The following is a 22,776-nucleotide window of genomic DNA, read 5'->3' as shown; positions in this document are numbered from 1 at the left end:
CCTAAAATATTTGATATACATCCGAAAACTCTATGTTTATTTTTTCAACTAAACTGTTAATATTTTGCTCTCTTATTCCTTCCTCTTTAACCAATCTCACAGGAAACTCTAAATAAAATTTTGTTCCCTTTCCCTTTTTACTTTCAACCCAGATTTTTCCATGATGAAGTTCAACTAATTTTTTTACAAGGGATAAACCTAAACCAGTTCCTTCATTTTCCTTATAATTTCTTTTCATTTGCTTATATTTATTAAATACATCCTTAACCTCTTCCTTTGTCATTCCTATTCCATTATCCTGCACCAATATTAAAACCTTATCATTTAAATCTTCAAAACTTATTTTTATATTCCCTCCAACTGGAGTAAATTTAATAGCATTTGAAATTAGATTTAACATTATCCTTTCTACTTTATCAGGGTCAACAGCTAAAATTTTTTCTGATACGTTGGAGCTAAAAGAGACACTAATCCCCTTTGAGATAGCATATTCTGAAACTGAACTTGTGATATTTTCAAGGAGCCTTACCATATCTTGATTTGTAAGTTTTATGCTAAAAAGATTTGATTCTATCTTTGTAACATCTAAAATATTATTTACAAGCCTTATAAGTCTAAAACTATTTTGCTTTAACATATTTAAATATTTTTTTAAAAGCCCTTTTTGATGATATATCTTACCTGAAGACTCATATATTTCTAATATTTGGATACAGCTTAATATTATATTTAAAGGATTTTTAAGATCATGACATATACTATTGAAATTTTCCAAAAGTTCATAGGGACATGTTTCTTTTAAACATTCATTTTTTGTTAAATTTCCACAAAAACACCTTCGATTTAGATCTTCCATGCTACATCACCTTAATTAATTTTTTCACACAATTATATTATTCTACAAAAAATTAAAAATTCCTTTTTTTCAAAAACAACTGTTAAAATTTTATCTTAAAAATTATCTGTAACCCTTTTTATATATTTTGCATAGGCTATATTAGAAACATGATAAAGCGAGGGTGAGTAAATGGATGTAGGAACTATGATGTCAACTTTAAACTTTGATAGAAGACATGATGATAATCTTTTAACTACACTTTTAATACTTGCTATAATATTCTTCTTTGGAAAGGATCAAGACTTCTTAGGCTTTGGATGCTGCTGCCACAAACACAAACACAAACACAAACACCATAAATGCTACGACTCATGCTGCAAAAAAGATGATACTTTCTTCATAGTACTTTTAATACTTTTAATCCTACTTCTTGGAAAAGACGACAAGGATAAGTGTGATTAAAATTAATTAATATATATGGAGGTGTTAATATGTCAAAGAAGTGTGAAAAAAGACCAGATTTTAACAGCTTGCTTGCTTTACTCTTAATTGTTTTACAATTTGGCAAAAAGGAAGGAAGAGACCATCATGATGGAATGCAACTTTTAGACGACAGCGTATTGTTTATAGTAGCACTTTATCTTGTGATTTGTGGCTGCTGCGGACTTAAGAGATGTTGCTAAAAGTTATGGACATGGCAATACCATCAAATTTTGATGGCATTGCCATGTCCATAAAATCAATTTAAAGGAGGAATATTATGTCCGACAAAAAAAGAGATGAAATTCCAAATTTTATTCCAGAAGATATAGATATTAATGAAGTTTTAAAAAATATAGACATAGAAAAAATTCAAAACATGATGGCAATGTTTAATTCCAAACTAAATAAAAAAGATAAAAGAATAGAAGTATTATATGCCCTTAAGGAATTTTTGCCTGAAGATAAATGTAGAATTGTTGACATATTTATCACCGTTTTAAGCGGAGGAATTAAGTTGTAATAGGAATATTGTAATACTTAAATATTAAAATCAACACAACAGAAGTAAAATTAAACAAAAAGTGATTAAAAACTGCGGCCTTATATCCAAATTTATCATAAAGATAACAATTGAAAAGTCCGAACATAAAAAAAGATAACGAACCTGCTAAATTATAATGCAAAAGCATAAAAAGAAAGCTTGTAAGTATAGCAGAAAACATTTTATTAACCTTCGAAAAATACCTATACAATATATGCCTAAATATAAATTCCTCAAGAATAGGGGCAAAAACAATTGTCATAATAGAAAGATATATAACTTCCTTCCAAGGCTTTTCAATAAAAAGTTTCATAACATCCTGCATCTGAAGTTTAAATCCAAGTTTAATTAATATATTTGCATAAATTCCACTTAAAAGGGTAACTACTAACCTAAATATAATATTTAAAACTATCAAGTATAAAATCTGCCCTTTTATAGACCTTAAATAAAAAAGCTCCTCTTCATCCCTTTGATTTTTAATAAAATAAAGGGTAATCAACACAGCAAAAAAGGGCAAAACATTTTGAGTGTATATTGTAGATATAATATAAGGAATAAAAACAAAGGTCCATAAAAACCTTCTTTTTTTTCTATTTCGAATTCTTTTTACCAAACTAAACCAAGGTGGAAGTGCCAAAAGCAATAAAACAGATAAAAATTTTATAACATCAGCAAATCTTTGCATAAAACCTCTCCTTAAATAAGGCATGCTAAAAAGCATGCCTTATATATTTTCTTCTATAACCTTTAAAAGTTTATCTCTTCCTGTTCTTTTTACTGAAGAAAATGGTATAAAAATATCCTCTTCAGTCAAATTAAGTTCTTTTTTTATCATATTTATATTCTTAAAAAGTTCATTATTTGATAACTTATCAATTTTTGTTGCAACTACAACCAGCTTTTTACCGCTATGCCTTATATAATTTAACATAAGTTTATCATCTTCTGTTGGTTGATGCCTTGAATCCACTAGCAGAACAATCAATTTTAATTCTTCTCTATTGTTTAAATATTCTTCTATCATTTTTCCCCATTTCTTTCTTTCTTCCTTTGAAACCTTTGCATATCCATATCCTGGGAGGTCAACAAGATAAAAATCATTATTTATGTTATAAAAATTAATAGTCCTTGTTTTTCCTGGAGAGCTACTAGTTCTTGCAAGTCCCCTTATATTTACAAGGGTATTTATAAGGGATGATTTACCAACGTTTGAACGACCTGCAAGGGCAATTTCAGGTCGTCCTGTAGTTGGATACTGATCAGGTGATACTGCAACCTTTTCAAGCTCTGCCTTTCTTATCTTCATACCGCATCCCCCTCTGCTAGAGCATTTTCCAAAACTTCCTCAATCCTTTCAACAAAAATAAATTTCATCTTCTTCCTTATATTTTCAGGAACCTTTTCTACATCGCTTTTGTTTTCCATAGGAAGTATTACGTTTTTAATACCTGCCCTATACGCTGCAAGACATTTTTCCTTAACCCCGCCTATTGCTAAAACTCTTCCTGTTAAGGTTATTTCACCTGTCATAGCTACATCGCTTCTTACAGGCCTTTTAGAAAGGGCTGAAACCATAGCTGTAACCATAGTAATTCCAGCAGAAGGGCCATCCTTTGGAACTGCTCCCTCAGGAACATGTATGTGAAGATCGGTATTTTCATAAAACTTAGGATCTATCCCAAATTTCTCAGCATTACCTCTTATAAAGCTAAATCCTGCCCTTGCAGATTCCTTCATAACATCTCCTAACTGGCCTGTAAGCTCCAGATTTCCTTTTCCTGGCATAGGCATAACTTCAACCGGTAAAGTATCCCCTCCATAAGCAGTCCAAGCAAGTCCCATGGCAACACCAACCTGATTTTTGTTAATCCTTTCATCCTGCTTAAACTTTGGAATTCCTAAATATTTTTTAAGATTTTGTGATGTAATTTTTACCTTTTTGTCAGGATTTTTAACAACTTCTATAGCAACTTTTCTACAAATAGATGCTATTTTTCTTTCAAGATTTCTTACTCCGGATTCTCTTGTATAAAGATTTATGATGTCCTTTATAACGCTTTCAGATATTAAAATATTTTCTTCCTTTAATCCGTTCTCCTTTATCTGCCTTGGTAGAAGATATCTGCTGCAAATTTTTACCTTTTCCTCGTCAGTATAACCTGATATTTCTATAACTTCCATTCTATCAAGAAGAGGCCTTGGAATAGTATCTATTGTATTTGCTGTGGTTATAAATAAGACCTTTGATAAATCAAATGGGAGTTCAAGGTAATGGTCTCTAAAACTATGGTTTTGTTCTGCATCTAAAACCTCTAAAAGGGCATCTGCAGGATCTCCTCTAAAATCTGAGCTTAATTTATCTATTTCATCTAAAAGGAATACTGGATTTTTAGAACCTGCCTGTTTCATCCCATAAATTATTCTTCCTGGAATTGCTCCTATATATGTTCTTCTATGACCTCTAATTTCAGCTTCGTCCCTTACTCCTCCTAAAGAAATCCTTACAAATTTTCTATTTAAAGCATTAGCAATAGATCTTGCAATAGAAGTCTTCCCAACCCCAGGTGGTCCAACAAGGCAAAGGATAGGTCCTTTCATACTTTTATTTAATTTTCTTACAGCTAAAAACTCAAGAATTCTTTCTTTAACCTCTTCAAGTCCATAATGCTCGCTTTCTAAAACTTCTCTAACCTTATCAAGATCTTCTGTATCCTCTGTTTCTTTTGACCATGGAAGATCTACTATCCAATCTAGGTAAGTTCTTATAACTCCACTTTCAGGGGAGTGAGGCCCTATTCTTTCTAGCCTTTTTAATTCATAATTTGCTTTTTCCTTAGCTTCTTTTGGAAGCTTTGCTTTTTCTATCTTTTTCCTATATTCCTCTATTTCTTCTTGAATTCCATCCTTATCCCCTAATTCTTCTTGAATAACCTTAAGCTGTTCCCTTAAATAATATTCTTTTTGCATTTTGTCAATCTTTCTTTTTACCTTCATCCCAATCCTTTTTTCAATCTTTAATATATCTATTTCCCTTGCTAAAATTTCCAATAATTTTTTAAGCCTTTCAATTTGATCTACGGCTTCTAAAAGTTCCTGCCTTTTATCCTGTTTTATAGCAAGGTATGATGTTATTATATCTGCAAGTTTACCTGGTTCATCAATATCTTCAACAGAACTTAATATTTCATCAGGTATGGCATTATTTTGCTCTACATATTCTTCAAAATTCTTTATAACCTGTCTCATGAGGGCTTCAACTTCAACCGTTTTTTCGATAACCTCTTCTTTAAAAATATTTATCTTTGCCTTAAAAAGAGGTTCTTTTTGAACTAACTCTTCTATTTCAGCTCTATGAAGCCCCTCAACTAATACCCTTATGTTGTCTCCAGGAAGCTTTAAAATCTGTTTTATTTTAGAAACAGTTCCTATCTTATACATATCATCTATATCAGGGTCTTCAACCTTAGGGTCCTTTTGGGTTACTAAAAATATTATTTGATCTTTAACCATTGCCTCTTCAAGGGCAAGTATTGATTTTTGCCTCCCAACATCAAAATGTAGTACCATATGAGGGAATATAGTAACACCCCTTAATGCTATAAGAGGCAGAATATTATCCTTAATTTCCTCCATCTATCTCAACTCCTTTCATCAGAGTTTCTTTCATAGTCTTATATATTATACCTTAATTATCCATACATTTTCAACAACAACAGATAACAATGGCACCCTAAAGGGTGCCTATTAAGCTGTACTTTTTTTAACCAAAACCTTTTTATCCACAAGGGCTTCACATAAAACCTCTTCAATTCTACTTACAGGTATTATCTCTATATCCATATCCTTAAAGTTTTCTTGATAATTCTCCTTTGGAATTAAAACCTTTTTAACTCCTGCTTTTTTGGCTGCTTCAATCTTGGCAAGTATTCCTCCAACTGGTTTTACATATCCTCTTATAGATACTTCCCCCGTCATTGCAACTTCATTATTAACAGGAATACCAGTTATAGCACTATAAATAGCAGTAGTTATAGTAACTCCAGCTGAAGGACCGTCTATTGGCATTCCTCCAGGGAAATTTACATGTATGTCATAATTTCTTGTATCTATATCCAAATACTTTCTTAAAACCGTTAATACGTTTTCAACTGAACCTTTTGATGTACTTTTCCTTCTTAATTTTTTACCATAACTTCCTGTTTCTTCTTCATCAATTATTCCAGTTATAGTTAACTTTCCTGTTCCCTTTTCAACTTCTATTGCTGTTGCTTCAACTTCTAAAAGTATTCCTAAGTTTGCTCCTACAACTGCTAATCCATTTACAGCTCCTACTTGAGGTTCCTTCGCAATTTTCTTATCCGGCCTTGGGCTATAATGTCCACTTTCTATAACATATTCAACATCCTTTACGGTTATATTACGCCTTCCTTCGTTTATTGCAATACCGCCAGCAATTTGAACAATGTTTACAGCTTCTCTTCCATTTGTTGCATACTTAGCAACAGTCTTTACAGCCTCTTCATCTATGGTAAATCCGCCTTTTTTAGCTGCATTTTGAGCTATTATCTCTATCTCATCGGGAGTTAAAGCCCTAAAAAATATTTCAACGCACCTTGATCTTATAGCCGGTGGAATTTCTTCAGGGTTTCTTGTTGTAGCTCCAACAAGTCTAAAATCTGCAGGAAGTCCATTTTCAAATATGTCCTTTATATGACTTGGAATGTTAGGATCCTCTGAAGAATAATATACGCTATCTAGATAAACCTTTCTATCCTCTAAAACCTTTAAAAGCTTATTCATTTGAATAGGATGAAGCTCTCCAATCTCGTCTAAAAATAAAATTCCTCCATGGGCCTTAGTAACAGCTCCAGGCTTTGGTTGAGGTATTCCTGCAACTCCTAAAGGTCCTGCCCCCTGGTATATAGGGTCATGCACAGAACCTATAAGAGGATCGGCAATTCCTCGTTCATCAAACCTTACCGTTGCAGCATCTACTTCTATAAATTTAGCATCACTTTTAAACGGAGACATAGGATTTTTCTTAGCTTCTTCTAAAACTAATCTTGCAGCTGCTGTTTTTCCAACTCCCGGAGGGCCATATATTATAACATGCTGAGGATTAGGACCACAAAGAGCCGCCTTTAACGCTTTTATTCCCATTTCCTGGCCTATTATCTCGTCAAAGGAGGAAGGCCTTGTTTTTTCTGAAAGAGGTTCAGTAAGGCTTATCGACCTCATTTTATTAAGCTTTTCAATCTCTTTTTTGCTTTCCCTTTCAATATAAACCTTGGCACTTTGCTGCCCTTTTAATAAATTATAAAAATATATAGTAACTATAGCTGTAAAAATTAAGTTTAAAACAACCAAGAATTGACTTGTAATCATATTTTCCCCTCCCTTTCTATTCAAACTTATTATTTCCTTTTTTAAATCCATTATGCAGGGAAGGGAAATAAAAAATGAGGCTAAAAAGCCTCATGATACGCTTTGGGTTTTAAGCTTTGATTTTTTGCTTTCAGAAGATTTTTTCTTTAAAGATTCCCCAACTATTAACTTAGGTGGTTGTTTATTTACAACAGTATCATATGTTATTATACATTTTGTTACATCTTCCCTTGAAGGTATTTCATACATAACATCTAACATTATTTCTTCCATTATAGCCCTTAAACCTCTTGCTCCTGTTTTTCTCTTTAAAGCTTCTTCCGCAATGGCTTCTAAAGCTTCCTTTTCAAATTCTAACTCTACTCCATCCATTTCAAATAGCTTTGCATACTGCTTTACAAGGGCATTCTTAGGCTCTGTAAGAATGTTTATAAGAGCCTCTTTATCAAGTTGATTTAGGGTAACTACTATTGGAACTCTACCTATAAATTCTGGTATCATTCCAAATTTTAAAAGATCCTCCGGTAGAATATGTTTTAATATTTCTCCAACATTTCTTTCCTTCTTGCTCTTTATATCCGCTCCAAATCCTATAGAGTTTTGGTGGAGCCTTTTTTCTATTATCTTATCGATTCCTTCAAAAGCTCCTCCGCATATAAAAAGTATATTAGTTGTATCTATTTGTAAAAACTCTTGATGAGGATGTTTTCTTCCACCTTGAGGCGGAACATTTGCTACAGTTCCTTCAAGAATTTTTAAAAGAGCCTGTTGAACTCCTTCGCCTGAAACATCCCTTGTAATAGAAGGATTTTCTGACTTTCTTGCTATTTTATCTATTTCATCAATATAAATAATTCCTTTTTCCGCCCTTTCTATATCATAATCAGCATTTTGAATAAGCCTTAAGAGTATATTTTCAACGTCTTCACCAACATATCCTGCTTCTGTAAGGGTTGTTGCATCTGCTATGGCAAAAGGAACATTTAACATCTTTGCTAAAGTTTGTGCAAGAAGCGTCTTACCAGATCCAGTAGGTCCTAACAATAATATATTGCTCTTTTGAAGTTCAACATCATCTTTTTTACTCTTTGGTGCATTAATTCTTTTGTAATGATTATAAACAGCAACTGCCAAAGCCTTTTTCGCCTCGTCTTGACCTACAACATATTGATCAAGATATTCTTTTATTTCATGAGGCTTTGGAAGGTCAGTCATTTCATAATCTTGTTCGTATTCAAGCTCCTCAGTTATTATTTCAGAGCAAAGCTCTACACATTCATCACATATATAAACACCAGGACCAGCAATAAGCCTTTTTACCTGGTCTTGTGACTTACCGCAAAAAGAACACTTTAGTTTCTTTTCATCAATTTTTGCCATTATGACACCTCACATTTATTTGATTTTTTTAGTAATAACATCATCTATAAGACCATATTCTTTAGCTTCTAAAGCTGTCATAAAATTATCCCTGTCGGTATCCCTTTCAATCTTTTCAATAGGCTGACCTGTTCTTTCACTTAATATTTCATTTAATCTTCTCTTAAGCCTTAATATATGTTCAGCTTGAATTGCAATATCTGACGCTTGACCTCTCGCTCCTCCAAGAGGCTGATGTATCATTATTTCGCTATTTGGAAGAGCAAATCTCTTTCCTTTTGCACCAGCTGCAAGTAAAACAGCTGCCATTGAAGCTGCCATACCAACGCATATAGTTGAAACATCAGGTTTTATATACTGCATTGTATCATAAATTGCAAGACCTGCTGATATTACTCCTCCTGGGCTGTTTATATAAAGATAAATATCCTTGTCAGGATCTTCTGACTCTAAGAATAAAAGCTGAGCTATAACAAGATTTGCAGTTTGATCGTTTATCTCATCCCCAAGAAATATTATTCTTTCCTTTAAAAGCCTTGAATATATATCATAAGATCTTTCTCCTCTTGCAGTTTGTTCAATTACTATAGGAACTAAGCTCATTCTATCGCCTCCTTAAATTTAAGTTAAAGCAATTGCTAAAAAGCAATTGCTTTAACCTATTAGCCTATTATTATTTTGCTCTCATTAACAATTAAATCAATAACCTTATTATTAACTATTTCTTCAGCAATTAAAGCTCTTTGTGATTCAATTATTGCTTTTTTCATTCTTTCAATATCCTTTACTCCATATCTCTTTGCAATTTCTTCTGCTCTCTTTTCGATTTCCTCTTCAGTTGCTGTTATACCTTCAGCTTTAGCTATTGCTTCTAAAACTAAGCTTGTTTTTACCCTATTTGTTGCAACTTCTTTAAAGTCCCTTCTTAAATCTTCCATTGTAATTCCCATCATTTCAAGATATTGATTTATATTTAATCCTTGATATCTTAACCTATAATCCATATCTTTAATCATATAATCTATTTCTTGATTTATCATAACTTCTGGAATATCAACTTCTGAAGCGTTAACAACCTTTCCAACTAACTGATCTTCAAGTTCCATCTTTGCTCTTTTTTCATTTGCTTCTTGAAGTTTTTTCCTTATATCTGCCTTTAGTTCTTCTAGTGTTTCAAATTCTGAAACATCCTTTGCAAATTCATCATCTACAACTGGATATTCCTTAGTCTTTATTTCTTTTATTGTTACTTTAAATAATGCAGGCTTTCCTTTAAGGCTTTCAACATGATAGTCTTCTGGGAATGTAACATTTACATCTACTGTATCTCCCTTTTTAGCACCAACTAATTGGTCTTCAAATCCTGGAATAAATGTTAAAGAGCCTATAACTAACTCATAATTTTCAGCCTTTCCACCTTCAAAAGGCTTACCGTCTATAAATCCTTCAAAATCAATTACAGCTATATCTCCTTTTTCTATTGTTCCATCTTCTTTTACTATGATTCTAGCATTTTTTTCCTTTAGCATGTTTAATTCTGCTTCCACATCTTCGTCTGTAACCATGTAGCTTATTTTTGTAGCCTCAAGTCCTTTGTATTGTCCAAGCTTAACTTCAGGCTTTACTATAACCTTTGCAGTATAAATGAAATCTACATTTTTTCCAATTTGGATGATATCTAATTCTGGGTAGTCAACAGGATGAATATCGTTTTCTTCTACTACCTTTGGGTAAGTCTCTTCTACTATAAAGTTTATAGCATCCTCATAAAAGACTCCTTCTCCGTAGTATCTTTCAACTATAGCCATTGGCGCTTTGCCTTTTCTAAATCCTGGAACATTAAATCTTGATGCATTCTTTTCATAGGACTTTTTTAAAGCTTCCTTAAATTTGTCTGCAGGAACAGTAACTTCAATTTTAACTACATTGTTTTCTAATCTTTCTACCTTTGTATTCATCGAAAAATCCTCCATTCTATATTCAATTTTTATTTTTATCCTTCACTTATATACAAATATGCATTATTATGATAACATACAATATTTTTACATTCAAGTATAATTATTTATAAACTTCTATTTCTTCTCCGTCAAGCAAAAACACCACTGTTCCATCTATATCTGTTCTTACTACCTTTACGTTATATTTACTTAAAAGCTCTAAAGTTTCTCTATGGGGATGTCCATAATCGTTATTTTTCCCACAGCATACAACAGCATACTTTGGACTTACTCTTTTTAAAAAATTTTCTCCTGTTGAAGATACACTTCCATGATGACCTACTTTTAAAATATCTGCCTTAACATCAAATTTTTTTATAATCTCATTTTCAGATATCTTCTCTGCATCCCCCATAAGTAGGATACTATTATCTTTATAAACTACTTTTAAAACAGCACTATAATTATTTAAGTCATCGTACCTTAGACTGTTTGGAGCTAAAAATTGAAATAAAACTCCATCTAATTCAAAGGAAATCCCTGCTTTTGCAACACTTATTTTTAATTTCTTTTTTCTTATAGCTTCCATTAAGTTTTCAAAGGATTTTGTATTAGTGGTTACTTTAGGCATAAATATTTTTTTCACATTATAATTTTTTATAATATAATCTAAATTACCAATATGATCCTCATGGGGATGAGTTGCAACGACATAATCTATATTTTTAATATCATACTGGCTTAAAAAGTATTTTAACTTATCTTCCTCATTTTGTGAACCACCATCTACCATAACATAGCTATCGTTTGGAGTTTTTATCAAAAGACAATCTCCTTGACCTACATCAACTACAAAAAAGGCAAGTTTACCTTTAAAATTATCCTTTTCAGTTAACCCACAGGCTGAATTAAAAATAATTAAAAATATTATCAAAACCCTTAAAAAAAACTTTTTCATAAAAAAACCTCCAAAAATTTTTTATCTCATGTATAACATTAAACAATGTGGTTATAATAACTAATGGGCTAAAGAGATGGAAAAAGGCAATCCCTCCTCCTGTTTTGTTCCAATCTAAGTGCTGCCGCCTCACCTCATATTGTTTCTTAAGGGGTTGCCTTTTTTACTTCATACATACTACAAGCTTTAAATTTATCCGTAGTTATTCCAAATCTTTTGCAAACATCACAGTCAAAAAACTTACAAGTTGCACAATATAAATATTTTAAATTATCGTAAGGCCTATCCTGAAGACTGTTAAAATAATTTAAGAGACTATCAAAATATTTATATGGATTTACATTATATTTTTCTTCCTTTACATATAAATTACCTTTTATTAGAATTGCCTGCTTTAGAAAGTCAATAGATTTATAAATATTTTTTCTTCTAGATTCTATCGCCATAATTTCAAAGGCATTATAGGTGCATCTATCATAAATTATAGTTTCACCTGTAACTTGTTCTGCTTCTTTAAAAAGGTTATATCTGCTTGAGAGAATCATATCTATCATCTTTTGAAAATTTTTTTCATCATATAAAAGCATATATATCTGGCTTTTCAAATACCAAAATTGTTCAATCCAAGATACGTGATAAACCCCTATTTCATCACCTAATAAAACATCTCTAGTCCAATTCTTTTCTGCTCTTTCTATAAAACCCATTGCTTTTTCTAAATTACCCTCTTCTAAAAATTCTTGAGCTAGAACATACAAATTCCATACAAGAAGATTTCTCTCTAAAAGATTTGGCGTATCATCTTTAATGCTTTCAACTATCTCTAAAGCCATGCTTATTCCTTCATGCCTTAATCCAAATGTTCTGTGAAAACCTGCTATTATTGAGGATAAAAGGACATTATCATAGTTTTTCTTATATTCCTCCAGCAAATTGATTGATACAATTCTTTCTATATCATCTGTTTTATGGTACCTTAACATATGATCACCAAAAAGATTGCTTAATATAATTATATGTTAAAGAAGGCAGCTTGATAATGAAATCATTTAATTAATCTATAGCTGCCCTTTTTTAAAACATAAATATTATTTTCAATTTTTATTTTCAAGCCTTCAGAATAAGGAATATACTCCACCGAATTTACATCTTTAATACTTAAAGAAGATATCCTTTTAGAATTTTTAGTTTTTAAATCCAAAATCCAAAGATAAAGCTGTGAATTCTTTTTAAAATACGGAAGCTGTGAAATAAAAATAACTTTTTTATCAGAAAGGATATAAGGTTTTGCAGCCCAAATATAATTGGGGTTGGATTTTAAAATATCTTTTCTATAGAAAATCTTTCCTAATTTAGGTGACCTATAATAATCCTTTGATATCTCAGTAAAATTCACAGTATCAAACATAATTATTTTTCCAGATTTTATATCATCAAACACAACAAAAGTTTTATCATCGGATATATCAAAGTTAGTGTTTCCTGATGGATCTTTAATATCTACTATCTTATCTTTATCAACATAAATTTGTATAAAACTTCCATCCTCTTTTTTGTATTTAATTATATTAACTGAATTTTCAGTTTTATAATCATTTTTCAAATCCTTTTTTACAAGACTGCTAGATTTTTTTTCATTTTGATTTCCAAACTTTATCCCTTTTAAAAAATTTATATTAAAAAATTTATCACCAAAAAAATAGATTATGCTTATTATTAACAAAATAAACAAAATCATATTAATTCTTCTTCTTCGCATTATTTTTTCATAATCTCTGCTAAATATACTTGGTTTACCCATAATTTCACCTCCCCGAGGCCTTAATATATTATAAACCAACATGCAAAAAAAATAAAGATAAAATAAAAAACCACCAATATTGGTGGTTTTAATGGTGGGCCATCGGGGACTCGAACCCAGGACACCCTGATTAAGAGTCAGGTGCTCTACCAACTGAGCTAATGGCCCGCGCTATCTGGTGCGCCCAGTAGGACTCGAACCTACGACCTCCAGATTCGAAGTCTGTAACTCTATCCAGCTGAGCTATGGGCGCTCAACTATGTATTTAAAATTAAAATGGTGGGCCATCGGGGACTCGAACCCAGGACACCCTGATTAAGAGTCAGGTGCTCTACCAACTGAGCTAATGGCCCACATTCAATATTGGTGCGCCCTGAGAGATTCGAACTCCCGACACACGGCTTAGAAGGCCGTTGCTCTATCCAGCTGAGCTAAGGGCGCTTATATGGAGCGGGTGATGGGAATCGAACCCACGTAACCGGCTTGGAAGGCCGGTGCTCTACCATTGAGCTACACCCGCACATTTGGAGCGGGAAACGGGACTCGAACCCGCGACTTTCACCTTGGCAAGGTGACGCTCTACCAACTGAGCTATTCCCGCAAATTTGGTGCGGGCGGAGGGACTTGAACCCCCACGCACGAGGCGCTAGATCCTAAGTCTAGTGCGTCTGCCAATTCCGCCACGCCCGCACATTAAAAAATTGGTGAGCCACCGGGGAATCGAACCCCGGACACCAAGATTAAAAGTCTTGTGCTCTGCCAACTGAGCTAGTGGCTCACATGGCTGGGCAGGTAGGACTCGAACCTACGAATGCGGGAGTCAAAGTCCCGTGCCTTACCGACTTGGCGACTGCCCAACGTTATGGGGTGGATAGTGGGACTCGAACCCACGACCTCCAGAGCCACAATCTGGCGCTCTAACCAACTGAACTATATCCACCACATTGGTGCGCCTTGAGAGATTCGAACTCCCGACACACGGCTTAGAAGGCCGTTGCTCTATCCAGCTGAGCTAAAGGCGCTTATATGGAGCGGGTGATGGGAATCGAACCCACGTAACCGGCTTGGAAGGCCGGTGCTCTACCATTGAGCTACACCCGCGCACCGACATATTTTATCATATCATATTTTTTATTTTTGTCAAGCACTTTTTGTTTATCATGGTCGGGGTGACAGGATTTGAACCTGCGACCTCATGGTCCCAAACCACGCGCGCTCCCATCTGCGCCACACCCCGACTTTGTCTTGTCGTCGTCACCGCCCGACGACACTATAGAGTATACAATAGAATATTTTATATGTCAATACTTTTTTAAAAAAATTTTTTTGTTTTTAAAATCTATATGTAAACACTTCAAAATCCCCTTTTTCATCAAACACAATCTTTATACACCCTGCAGCTTTATCCCTAGGCAAAGAGGTGCTTCCTGGATTTATAAATAATATATTATTAATCCATTCAATATTTTGAACATGGGTATGGCCATATAAAACTAAATCTGCTTCTTTTTCTAATGCTCTAAAATAAAGTCTTTCTAAACCAAAATAAACATTATACTTATGCCCATGGGTTAATAGTATTTTCTTCCCACTTATTTTTATAATCTTTTCTGTATTCTCTAAGGTATTATCATTATTGCCAGCAACATATACTACATCAAATGCATATTTATCCTTTATATTTTTAACATCTTCTATACAGTCCCCAAGATGTATTAAAAGTTCAATTTCTCCTAGATTCTTTATAGCCTTATCTAACATAGCCAAATTTTTATGGGTATCGCTTACTATACCTACTTTCACACACCTTCCCCCTTAAGATATTTTTTCTCAAATAAATCCAAAAATTTATCTAATGCTTTTTTTCTGTGGCTTATACTATTTTTTTCTTCTGATGAAAGCTCCGCAAAGGTTTTTTGAAGGTATGGAATAATAAACAAAGGATCATATCCAAATCCATTTGTTCCTCTTTCCTCAAAACCTATACTTCCATACACTTCTCCTCTTGCTAAAATTTCTTCACCATTATCATCTATAAAAGCAATTACGCTTACAAACCTTGCTCCTCTATCCTCTTCCTTCACATCTTTTAAAAGTTCTAAAAGCTTTTGATTATTCTTTTTATAATTCCCATGTTCTCCAGAAAATCTTGCAGAATAAACACCAGGCGCTCCATTTAAAGCAAAAACTTCAAGTCCTGAATCATCAGCAATACACGGAGTTTTAGTAATCTTATAAACTTGCCTTGCTTTTTTTAATGCATTTTCTTCAAAAGTTTTTCCATCCTCCTCAATTTCAATTTCAATTCCTGCTTCTTTTAAAGATAAAACATATATTCCATACTTTCCTAATATACTTTTAATCTCCTCAACTTTATGGGGATTATTGCTGGCTAGAATTATCTTCGAGAACTTCAACTTTAACCTCCTCCTCTCCTATCCTTGCTGCTGCACCACCTAAAATTTCTTTTTGTATCTTTATTATCTCATCTATCCCCTTTTTTGCAGCAGAAAGCATGCCTTCAAGCTGCTCTTTATTAAACGGAAGCTTTTCTCCTGTGCCTTGAATCTCAACAAATTCTCCCTTATCAGTCATAACTACATTCATATCAACCGTTGCTTTAAAATCCTCTTCATAGCAAAGATCTAATAAAACCTCATTATCAACTATTCCTACGCTGACAGCTGCAACAAAATTTTTAATAGGATATACTGAAAGTTTTTCCATTTCATCTAATTTATTTATGGCATCAACTAAAGCTATAAAAGCACCTGTTATTGATGCTGTTCTTGTTCCACCATCTGCTTGAATTACATCGCAATCTATCCATATAGTTCTTTCCCCTATCTTAGAAAGATCAACCACAGAACGCAAGGCCCTACCTATAAGCCTTTGAATTTCCGCTGTTCTCCCATCTATTTTCCCTTTTGCAGATTCTCTTGTTTTTCTATCCTTTGTTGACCTTGGAAGCATTCCATATTCACAAGTTATCCATCCTTCACCAGTTCCTTTTAAAAAAGGCGGAACCTTATCATCTATTGAAGCAGTGCATATAACTTTTGTATCTCCAAATTCTACTAAAACAGACCCTTCTGCATGTTTTATATAATTTCTTGTTATTTTAATTTCTCTTAAATCTAAATTATCTCTTCCATCAACCCTCATTTTATTCCTCCTTAAAATTTTACTTTGTATATTTCATCCGACAGTGGTTTTTCTATCTCATACTCAATACCATTATCATTTATAATACATCCCTTTTCTGTTATTTTTCCAATAATAGCTGCATGTATGCCATATTCATTCAATTTTTTTACAAGCTCTTCTCCTTTTTCGGTTGTTATAATCATTGCTCCACTTGATATCAATTTATAAGGGTCTATATTTAATGACTTACATATAATCTTTGTTTCATTTAAAACAGGTATCTTATCTTTATAAATATAAATTCCTCTATCACTTGCATTTGCAACTTCCCAAAGGGCACCTAATATTCCACCCTCTGTAGCATCATGCATTGAATTTACTTTAAATTCACCTGCTATCAATCCAGCCTTTAATACACTAATTGATATTTGAAGTTTTTTAACACTATCTAAAATATCTTTATCAATAATTGAAAGTAATTTATCATAATATTCATTTACAATAATGTAAGTTCCTTCAAGACCTGCAAAACCAGTCATCACTACATCGTCACCAACTTTTGCTCCCTTTGTTTTTACTATACTTTTACCCTTTCCAATAGCTGTTATAGATAAAACATACCTATTTACCGCATCTGTTATTTCTGTGTGTCCTCCTAAAATATCTATATTAAATTCCTCACATGTTTTTATAACATCCTCCATTATAGCTTCAATATCTTCAATTTTTGCATAAGGTGGAGCAAGAAGAGTCACAGTAATGCCTAAAGGCCTTACTCCTGAAGAAGCAATATCATTGCTATTTATAATAACTCCAATTTTTCCTATATCCTTAGTAGCAGCCGTTACAGGATCTGAAGTTATAACACAAAATTCATCTCCAAATTTAACAGCTGCACAATCCTCTCCAATAGAAGGAGTTAAAACAACCTCATCATTTATTTTTCTTATTTTTCTTAAAATTTTTTCCTTAAGAACATCATTTGGCAACTTTCCAATATCCATATTTTTACCCCCATTCCATTAATATTATATAATTTTACAAACAAAAATTAAACGCTTTTGTAACATTGCTTGTCCTTTTTTCATATTATATTAATAGAACTTTATTTGCGGTGATGAAAATGATAAATATAAACGAAAAATTAAAATATTATTCAAAAAACAATATCCTTTGGACCCTTTTTTTATCAGGATGTGGAGTCCCATATTTTTTTAACGAAAAAGAATTAAATTATATAAACGAAGAAACAGGTCAAGAGGATAAATTTTTAGTAGAAAACTTAATGCCCATAAAATGCATATATAAAGAAGCAAAACCAATTTTCTCTCAAGCCCCCTCTGAAATAATAAATCCTGGAAAATATGTTTGGGATTTTAATTCTTTTAAAAAAGAAATAACAGTCAAAGCTCAAGTATTTGCAATTTTATCTATGATAAACTTATTAAAACTCATTCCAACAACAAAAGCCAATGACTTTATAATAAAAAAACAAGTTAAAAATTTTTTAGACTTTTTAACAGCATACATGAGAAATAAGGATGGTTTATTTATAAATGTTGAAGATAAAACAAAGTATATAGATGAAAAACTAAAGATAAAAAAAGATATAGACTATAACTTACTTGACCAAATATTGGTATATGAAGCCTTTTTAACCTATGGTATGCTAATAGAAGGTGAAGAAAAAATATATCTAAACGAAGCCGAAAAAATATTTAAATTTATATATGAAAACTTTAACTTTATCTTAGAACTTCCAACAAGATACTTATCCTTCATAGTTTCTTCCTTATATAGGTGTTCAAAAGTTTTAAAAGAAGACTCAATATTAAAAGAACTTATAACTTTAAGCTGTGCTGAAATAGAATCAAGGATAAAAATAAGCGGCGAAGTTGAAAAGTCCCCAAATAACTTCCTTGCAGCCTCCCTCACAACCCATTTTAGAGCTTCCTCCTCTTTAATGGAAGGATATACCTTAACCAAAATAGAAAAATTTAAAAATTCAGCCGAAAAAATTATAAACCAAGTTATGGAACTGTTCGACGAAAACACCGCCACATTCATTAACGAAGAAGAAATAAAATATTCCTCAAAAGATATAGCTGAAATATTTAAGGGCCTATACTTATATTGTAAGCTAAATGAAGATAAAAAGATGCTAAACATACTAAATTCATTCATTACAAAAATATTAGAATCAATAATAGCCTCTACCGTAGATAGAAAAACAGAATTTAACGGATATACAATAGAAATTGATGAAAAAATCCCTCTTTATAGTGATGTTAACTTAGCGCCTGTATTTGTAAAATCATTAAAAATAAACAACAACCTTATTCCTATATACAAACCATCTAAGAAAGTAAACAACGAATTTTCATTATATGCAAGCTTATTATTAATAGATTTAACGGATGATGGAAATAATAATACCAGGAGGGAAGAAGATGACCAACATCAACTGCTCAGCTAACTGTATTTATGAAGTGGATGGCAAATGCAGTCTAGAGCATATAAGTATAACCCAAAGCATACTAAGTCAAGAAAGTCAATGTGCATATTATACACCAAGAAAAACCCCTCCTGAAAAAAATAAACCCGCTAAATAGCGGGTTTATTTTTTATTTTTGAATATAAGCATTTTCAAAGTAAACAAATCCAAGAACTGACTTATGCACGTCCTTTACATAATCCTTAACACATGCAATATTTGTATAATAGTAAAGTGGAACAAGTGGCATATCATTCATAAGGATATCTTCAGCTTCATGAAGAAGTTGCATTCTCTTTGCAGGATCTGCTTCCTTCTTTGCTGCTGCTATCTTCTTATCATATTCTGGATTGTTGTATCCTATGTTGTTTTGTCCTGAATTTGATACCCACATATCAAGGAATGTCATTGGGTCAACATAGTCAGCTATCCAACCATGTCTTGCAAAGATATAATTTCTTTCATCTCTAGTCTTTTGGAATACCTTCCATTCTTGGTTAGCAAGTTCTATATTTATTCCAAGATTCTTCTTTAGCATATCTTGAATTGCCATTGCGATGGCTTGATGACCTTGGCTTGTGTTATAGATTAAAGTGATCTTTGGGAATCCTTTTCCATCTGGATATCCTGCTTCTGCAAGAAGCTTCTTAGCTTCTTCTACGTTACCTTCAGCTGGGAAGTAATCCTTCTTCTTAAAGTCCTTTCCATCCGCATCTGGAATACCATTTGGAACAAATGATGTTGCTGGTATTTGTCCACCCTTAGTTACATTTTCAACTATAGCCTTTCTGTTAATTGCAAGGTTTATCGCCTTTCTTACTCTAACATCCTTAATAGCCTTTGCTGCAGCTGGGTCTACCTTTTCTGCATTTGGTGAAAGGTTAAAGATGTAGAAATATGTTCCAAGGTATGGGAATACTTTAGCTTCTCCTGATTTTAATAAGTTTGGTATTTCTGCGCTTGGTGGTGATTCAATATAATCTAACTGTCCTGTTCTAAATGCTGCAAGAGCGCTTGTTTGGTCTTCAAGCATCTTCATTTCAATAGTTTGCAACTTAACTTTATCAGCATTATACCAATTTGGATTCTTTTCAAGAATTAAAGCATCCTTTGGTCTCCATTCTTTTAACTTAAATGGTCCATTTGTAATATATGTTTCAGGTTTTGTTGCCCATCCTTGTGGATCCTTTTCAACAACATCCTTTCTAACTGGCATATATGTTGGGAATGCTGTTAATGATAAGAAATATGGTGTTGGTCCTTCTAATGTAACTTCTAGTGTATAATCATCTAAAGCCTTAACTCCTAATTGGTCAACAGGCATTTTTCCTTCGCTTATTGCTTCACCATTCTTTATATACCATAATTGATATGCATATTCTGCTGCTGTCTTTGGATCAACTGCCCTTTGCCATGCATAAACAAAGTCCTGTGCCTTAACTGGTTGACCATCTGTCCACTTAGCATCCTTTCTTAAGTAGAACTTATAAGTTAATTGGTCTGGTGAAATTTCCCATCTTTCGGCTACCGCTGGAATTGGTTTGTCATTAGCATCAAGTCTTGTTAAACCATCAAAGCAGTTTACAATAACTGTTGCACCATCAACGGCGCTGTTTAATTGTGGGTCAATTGTAGCTGGTTCAGCACCTAAGTTGTACTTAATGGTCTGACCAGTTTGCCCTCCCTTAGCACAGCCTGAAAAGAATGATACCCCTATGGCTAATACTAAGGCGAGGACGATGAAAAGTTTTGACTTTTTCATCTTAATTCCTCCCCTTTTTTTATGTATATTTATCCGGCATAAAGCCGGATATTAACTAATATAAGTGGCAAGCTACCATATGTCCTCCGCCTACATCTTTAAATTCTGGATCTTGTTCTGCACATATTGGTTTTGCATATCTGCATCTTCCTTTAAATCTACATCCTGGAGGCGGATCAATTGGTGAAGGTATTTCACCTTCAAGAACTATTCTCTTTTTAGATAAAGCCTCTTCAGGATCTGGTATTGGTATTGCCGAAAGCAACGCTTGAGTATATGGATGTAACGGCTTTGTATAAAGCTCATTGCTTTCTGCAAGCTCAACAAGTTTTCCAAGATACATAACCCCAACTCTGTTTGAAATATGCTTAACCATTGAAAGGTCATGGGCTATAAAAAGGTAAGTCAATCCAAAATCCCTTTGTAAATCTTCAAGCATATTTACAACCTGAGCTTGAATTGAAACGTCAAGAGCAGAAATTGGCTCATCGCATATTATAAACTCAGGCTGAACAGCTAAGGCTCTTGCTATACCAATTCTTTGTCTTTGTCCTCCTGAAAATTCATGAGGATATCTATTGGCATGTTCGCTGTTTAATCCAACTACGTTTAAAAGATAATGTATTCTTTCCATTCTTTCTTTTCCTGTCATTAATTTATGAATATCAATAGCCTCTCCTATAATATCTGCAACAGTCATTCTAGGATTTAATGAAGCATATGGATCTTGGAAAATCATCTGCATCTTTTTTCTATAAGGAAGCATTTGAGTTGGAGTAAACTTTGCAATATCCACTCCATCATATATTATATGCCCTGAAGTTGGCTCATATAACTTGATTATAGTTCTTCCTGTTGTTGTTTTTCCACATCCTGATTCTCCAACAAGACCTAACGTTTCTCCCTTCATTATTTCAAAGGAAACATCATCAACTGCTTTAACATAGCTTACTTGTTTTCCAAAAAGTCCCTTCTTTATTGGAAAATACATTTTCAAATTTTTTATACTAATTAAAACCTTCTTTTCCATTATACATGCCTCCTTCCAACTGGTGCTTCAACCTTTGGTGCATCAGGATGATTGAGCCAGCACGCTGCCTTATGCTGTTCACCAACTTCAAACAGTGGAGGCATATGGGTCATGCAAACCCTCATTGCATAATCACATCTTGGAGCAAATGGACATCCAGCTGGTGGTTTTAAAAGATCTGGTGGTTGTCCATCTATCGGTTTTAACCTTTCCTTTACAAGGGTTTTTGGATTTGGAACACTCCTTAAACGCCCCCATGTATATGGATGCTTTGGATTATAGAATATATCAGTTGTTCTTCCTGTCTCTACAATAAGCCCCCCATACATAACGTTTATTCTATTACATACATCTGCAACAACTCCAAGGTCATGGGTTATCAATATTATAGAAGTATTTATCTTTTGCTTTAATTCCTTCATAAGTTCAAGGATTTGAGCTTGAATAGTAACATCAAGGGCTGTTGTAGGCTCATCTGCTATTAAAAGCTTAGGTTCGTTTATAAGAGCCATTGCAATCATAACCCTTTGCCTCATTCCACCTGAAAACTCATGAGGATATTGCTTTATTCTCTTTTCTGGACTTGGTATTCCAACAAGCCTTAGCATTTCAATTGCCCTTTCAATAGCCTTATCTTTAGGCATCTTTTTGTGCTTTAAAAGAGGTTCTGTAAGCTGATCTCCTATAGTTAAAACAGGGTTTAGCGAAGTCATAGGGTCTTGGAAAATCATACCTATTTCATTTCCTCTTATCTTTTGCATTTCATTTTCAGAAAGCTTTACAAGATCCCTGCCATTAAACCAAATCTCACCATCAACTATTTTACCATTATCTGCAAGAAGCCTCATAACAGACATCATTGTTATACTTTTCCCACTTCCTGACTCTCCAACTATACCAAGGGCTTCTCCTTTATCAAGATGAAAGGATACGCCTCTTACAGCCTTTACTTCACCAACATGTGTAAAGAAGGATGTTTTTAAATTTTTTATCTCTAGCAATCTCTCCATAGTA

23 protein-coding genes and 13 tRNA genes are annotated in these 22,776 nt (G+C 33.1%); 5 read left to right on the top strand and 31 right to left on the bottom strand.

Features of this window, described 5'->3' with window-relative positions; all coding sequences use genetic code 11:
* Position 1: 1 nt before the first annotated feature.
* On the bottom strand, positions 2 to 856 hold the full coding sequence (locus tag C4R78_RS05765; protein WP_103896133.1) for a sensor histidine kinase: 855 nt from the start codon (positions 854 to 856) through the stop codon (positions 2 to 4).
* A 171-nt stretch (positions 857 to 1,027) separates the two neighbouring features.
* Here C4R78_RS05765 and C4R78_RS05760 point away from each other — a divergent pair, with 171 nt between their 5' ends.
* The 3 genes from C4R78_RS05760 (at position 1,028) to C4R78_RS05750 (ending at position 1,841) form a co-directional block, all read left to right on the top strand.
* Positions 1,028 to 1,300 carry a hypothetical protein gene (locus C4R78_RS05760; RefSeq protein ID WP_103896132.1) on the top strand — a complete coding sequence of 91 codons (273 nt, stop codon included), beginning with the start codon at positions 1,028 to 1,030 and terminating at the stop codon, positions 1,298 to 1,300.
* Between the two features lie 29 nt (positions 1,301 to 1,329).
* On the top strand, positions 1,330 to 1,521 hold the full coding sequence (locus C4R78_RS05755) for a hypothetical protein (RefSeq protein WP_103896131.1): 192 nt from the start codon (positions 1,330 to 1,332) through the stop codon (positions 1,519 to 1,521).
* Positions 1,522 to 1,598: 77 nt separating this feature from the next.
* A complete protein-coding gene (locus tag C4R78_RS05750) occupies positions 1,599 to 1,841 on the top strand; it encodes a hypothetical protein (RefSeq protein ID WP_103896130.1) in 243 nt (80 codons plus the stop codon).
* On the opposite strand, the gene C4R78_RS05745 is transcribed toward C4R78_RS05750, so the two are convergent.
* The 27 genes from C4R78_RS05745 to C4R78_RS05615 all read right to left on the bottom strand — a co-directional run bounded on the left by C4R78_RS05745 (position 1,831) and on the right by C4R78_RS05615 (position 17,480).
* Entirely contained in the window at positions 1,831 to 2,550 is a 720-nt protein-coding gene (locus tag C4R78_RS05745; RefSeq protein WP_159945841.1) for a CPBP family intramembrane glutamic endopeptidase, read from the bottom strand. The genes C4R78_RS05750 and C4R78_RS05745 overlap by 11 nt on opposite strands.
* A gap of 39 nt (positions 2,551 to 2,589) precedes the next feature.
* Positions 2,590 to 3,171, bottom strand: a complete 582-nt coding sequence (gene yihA, locus C4R78_RS05740) for a ribosome biogenesis GTP-binding protein YihA/YsxC (protein ID WP_103896128.1) — start codon at positions 3,169 to 3,171, stop codon at positions 2,590 to 2,592.
* Positions 3,168 to 5,498: an endopeptidase La gene (gene lon / locus C4R78_RS05735; RefSeq protein ID WP_103896127.1), complete on the bottom strand. Its 2,331-nt coding sequence runs from the start codon at positions 5,496 to 5,498 to the stop codon at positions 3,168 to 3,170. The genes yihA and lon overlap by 4 nt, the downstream gene beginning before the upstream one ends.
* A 111-nt stretch (positions 5,499 to 5,609) precedes the next feature.
* The gene (gene lonB / locus C4R78_RS05730) at positions 5,610 to 7,250 is read right to left on the bottom strand and encodes an ATP-dependent protease LonB (RefSeq protein ID WP_103896126.1); all 1,641 of its coding nucleotides are present in this window, start codon (positions 7,248 to 7,250) and stop codon (positions 5,610 to 5,612) included.
* A gap of 90 nt (positions 7,251 to 7,340) precedes the next feature.
* Entirely contained in the window at positions 7,341 to 8,630 is a 1,290-nt protein-coding gene (gene clpX, locus C4R78_RS05725) for an ATP-dependent protease ATP-binding subunit ClpX (RefSeq protein WP_103896125.1), read from the bottom strand.
* A gap of 15 nt (positions 8,631 to 8,645) precedes the next feature.
* Complete coding sequence (gene clpP / locus C4R78_RS05720) at positions 8,646 to 9,233, bottom strand: ATP-dependent Clp endopeptidase proteolytic subunit ClpP (protein ID WP_103896124.1); 588 nt, start codon at positions 9,231 to 9,233, stop codon at positions 8,646 to 8,648.
* 59 nt (positions 9,234 to 9,292) lie between these two features.
* Entirely contained in the window at positions 9,293 to 10,588 is a 1,296-nt protein-coding gene (gene tig / locus C4R78_RS05715; RefSeq protein WP_103896123.1) for a trigger factor, read from the bottom strand.
* 103 nt (positions 10,589 to 10,691) lie between these two features.
* Complete coding sequence (locus tag C4R78_RS05710; RefSeq protein ID WP_103896122.1) at positions 10,692 to 11,528, bottom strand: ComEC/Rec2 family competence protein; 837 nt, start codon at positions 11,526 to 11,528, stop codon at positions 10,692 to 10,694.
* Positions 11,529 to 11,674: 146 nt separating this feature from the next.
* Positions 11,675 to 12,511 carry a hypothetical protein gene (locus C4R78_RS05705; protein ID WP_103896121.1) on the bottom strand — a complete coding sequence of 279 codons (837 nt, stop codon included), beginning with the start codon at positions 12,509 to 12,511 and terminating at the stop codon, positions 11,675 to 11,677.
* Between the two features lie 62 nt (positions 12,512 to 12,573).
* Positions 12,574 to 13,329, bottom strand: coding sequence for a hypothetical protein (locus C4R78_RS05700; RefSeq protein ID WP_103896120.1), 756 nt, complete (start codon positions 13,327 to 13,329; stop codon positions 12,574 to 12,576).
* 92 nt (positions 13,330 to 13,421) lie between these two features.
* A tRNA-Lys gene (locus C4R78_RS05695) sits at positions 13,422 to 13,497 on the bottom strand.
* Positions 13,498 to 13,505: 8 nt separating this feature from the next.
* Positions 13,506 to 13,582 (bottom strand) — tRNA-Arg (locus C4R78_RS05690).
* A 24-nt stretch (positions 13,583 to 13,606) separates the two neighbouring features.
* A tRNA-Lys gene (locus tag C4R78_RS05685) sits at positions 13,607 to 13,682 on the bottom strand.
* 11 nt (positions 13,683 to 13,693) lie between these two features.
* A tRNA-Arg gene (locus C4R78_RS05680) sits at positions 13,694 to 13,770 on the bottom strand.
* Between the two features lie 5 nt (positions 13,771 to 13,775).
* Positions 13,776 to 13,849, bottom strand: a tRNA-Gly gene (locus C4R78_RS05675).
* Positions 13,850 to 13,854: 5 nt separating this feature from the next.
* Positions 13,855 to 13,930 (bottom strand) — tRNA-Gly (locus C4R78_RS05670).
* Positions 13,931 to 13,935: 5 nt separating this feature from the next.
* Positions 13,936 to 14,019, bottom strand: a tRNA-Leu gene (locus C4R78_RS05665).
* Positions 14,020 to 14,031: 12 nt separating this feature from the next.
* Positions 14,032 to 14,107: transfer RNA gene (locus C4R78_RS05660), tRNA-Lys, on the bottom strand.
* 3 nt (positions 14,108 to 14,110) lie between these two features.
* Positions 14,111 to 14,186 (bottom strand) — tRNA-Gln (locus C4R78_RS05655).
* 6 nt (positions 14,187 to 14,192) lie between these two features.
* Positions 14,193 to 14,269 (bottom strand) — tRNA-His (locus tag C4R78_RS05650).
* A 5-nt stretch (positions 14,270 to 14,274) separates the two neighbouring features.
* Positions 14,275 to 14,351 (bottom strand) — tRNA-Arg (locus C4R78_RS05645).
* A gap of 5 nt (positions 14,352 to 14,356) precedes the next feature.
* Positions 14,357 to 14,430: transfer RNA gene (locus C4R78_RS05640), tRNA-Gly, on the bottom strand.
* 60 nt (positions 14,431 to 14,490) lie between these two features.
* A tRNA-Pro gene (locus C4R78_RS05635) sits at positions 14,491 to 14,566 on the bottom strand.
* A gap of 95 nt (positions 14,567 to 14,661) precedes the next feature.
* On the bottom strand, positions 14,662 to 15,132 hold the full coding sequence (locus C4R78_RS05630) for a metallophosphoesterase family protein (protein WP_103896119.1): 471 nt from the start codon (positions 15,130 to 15,132) through the stop codon (positions 14,662 to 14,664).
* A complete protein-coding gene (locus C4R78_RS05625) occupies positions 15,129 to 15,746 on the bottom strand; it encodes an XTP/dITP diphosphatase (protein ID WP_103896118.1) in 618 nt (205 codons plus the stop codon). Before C4R78_RS05625 ends, C4R78_RS05630 begins: the two co-directional genes overlap by 4 nt.
* On the bottom strand, positions 15,712 to 16,494 hold the full coding sequence (gene rph, locus C4R78_RS05620) for a ribonuclease PH (protein ID WP_103896117.1): 783 nt from the start codon (positions 16,492 to 16,494) through the stop codon (positions 15,712 to 15,714). The genes C4R78_RS05625 and rph overlap by 35 nt, the downstream gene beginning before the upstream one ends.
* Positions 16,495 to 16,505: 11 nt before the next feature.
* Positions 16,506 to 17,480 carry an AIR synthase family protein gene (locus C4R78_RS05615; protein ID WP_103896116.1) on the bottom strand — a complete coding sequence of 325 codons (975 nt, stop codon included), beginning with the start codon at positions 17,478 to 17,480 and terminating at the stop codon, positions 16,506 to 16,508.
* Positions 17,481 to 17,599: 119 nt separating this feature from the next.
* On the opposite strand from C4R78_RS05615, the gene C4R78_RS05610 reads away from it, so the two are divergent.
* Both C4R78_RS05610 and C4R78_RS05605 read left to right on the top strand, forming a co-directional pair.
* A complete protein-coding gene (locus C4R78_RS05610; RefSeq protein ID WP_103896115.1) occupies positions 17,600 to 18,952 on the top strand; it encodes a hypothetical protein in 1,353 nt (450 codons plus the stop codon).
* Positions 18,927 to 19,088, top strand: a complete 162-nt coding sequence (locus C4R78_RS05605) for a hydroxymyristoyl-ACP dehydratase (protein ID WP_103896114.1) — start codon at positions 18,927 to 18,929, stop codon at positions 19,086 to 19,088. The genes C4R78_RS05610 and C4R78_RS05605 overlap by 26 nt, the downstream gene beginning before the upstream one ends.
* Positions 19,089 to 19,100: 12 nt before the next feature.
* Here the strand turns inward: C4R78_RS05605 and C4R78_RS05600 are convergent, their stop codons facing one another.
* From C4R78_RS05600 to C4R78_RS05590, 3 genes are read right to left on the bottom strand one after another with little or no spacing between them, the layout of a single operon-like run.
* Complete coding sequence (locus tag C4R78_RS05600) at positions 19,101 to 20,732, bottom strand: ABC transporter substrate-binding protein (protein WP_103896113.1); 1,632 nt, start codon at positions 20,730 to 20,732, stop codon at positions 19,101 to 19,103.
* A gap of 55 nt (positions 20,733 to 20,787) precedes the next feature.
* The gene (locus tag C4R78_RS05595; RefSeq protein WP_173689745.1) at positions 20,788 to 21,762 is read right to left on the bottom strand and encodes an ABC transporter ATP-binding protein; all 975 of its coding nucleotides are present in this window, start codon (positions 21,760 to 21,762) and stop codon (positions 20,788 to 20,790) included.
* Positions 21,762 to 22,772, bottom strand: coding sequence for an ABC transporter ATP-binding protein (locus tag C4R78_RS05590; RefSeq protein WP_103896111.1), 1,011 nt, complete (start codon positions 22,770 to 22,772; stop codon positions 21,762 to 21,764). The genes C4R78_RS05595 and C4R78_RS05590 overlap by 1 nt, the downstream gene beginning before the upstream one ends.
* Positions 22,773 to 22,776: the final 4 nt, after the last annotated feature.

This window comes from Caloramator fervidus (genome assembly GCF_900108045.1).
GTDB lineage: Bacteria > Bacillota > Clostridia > Clostridiales > Caloramatoraceae > Caloramator > Caloramator fervidus.
This window is presented reverse-complemented; position numbering and strand designations above follow the sequence as displayed.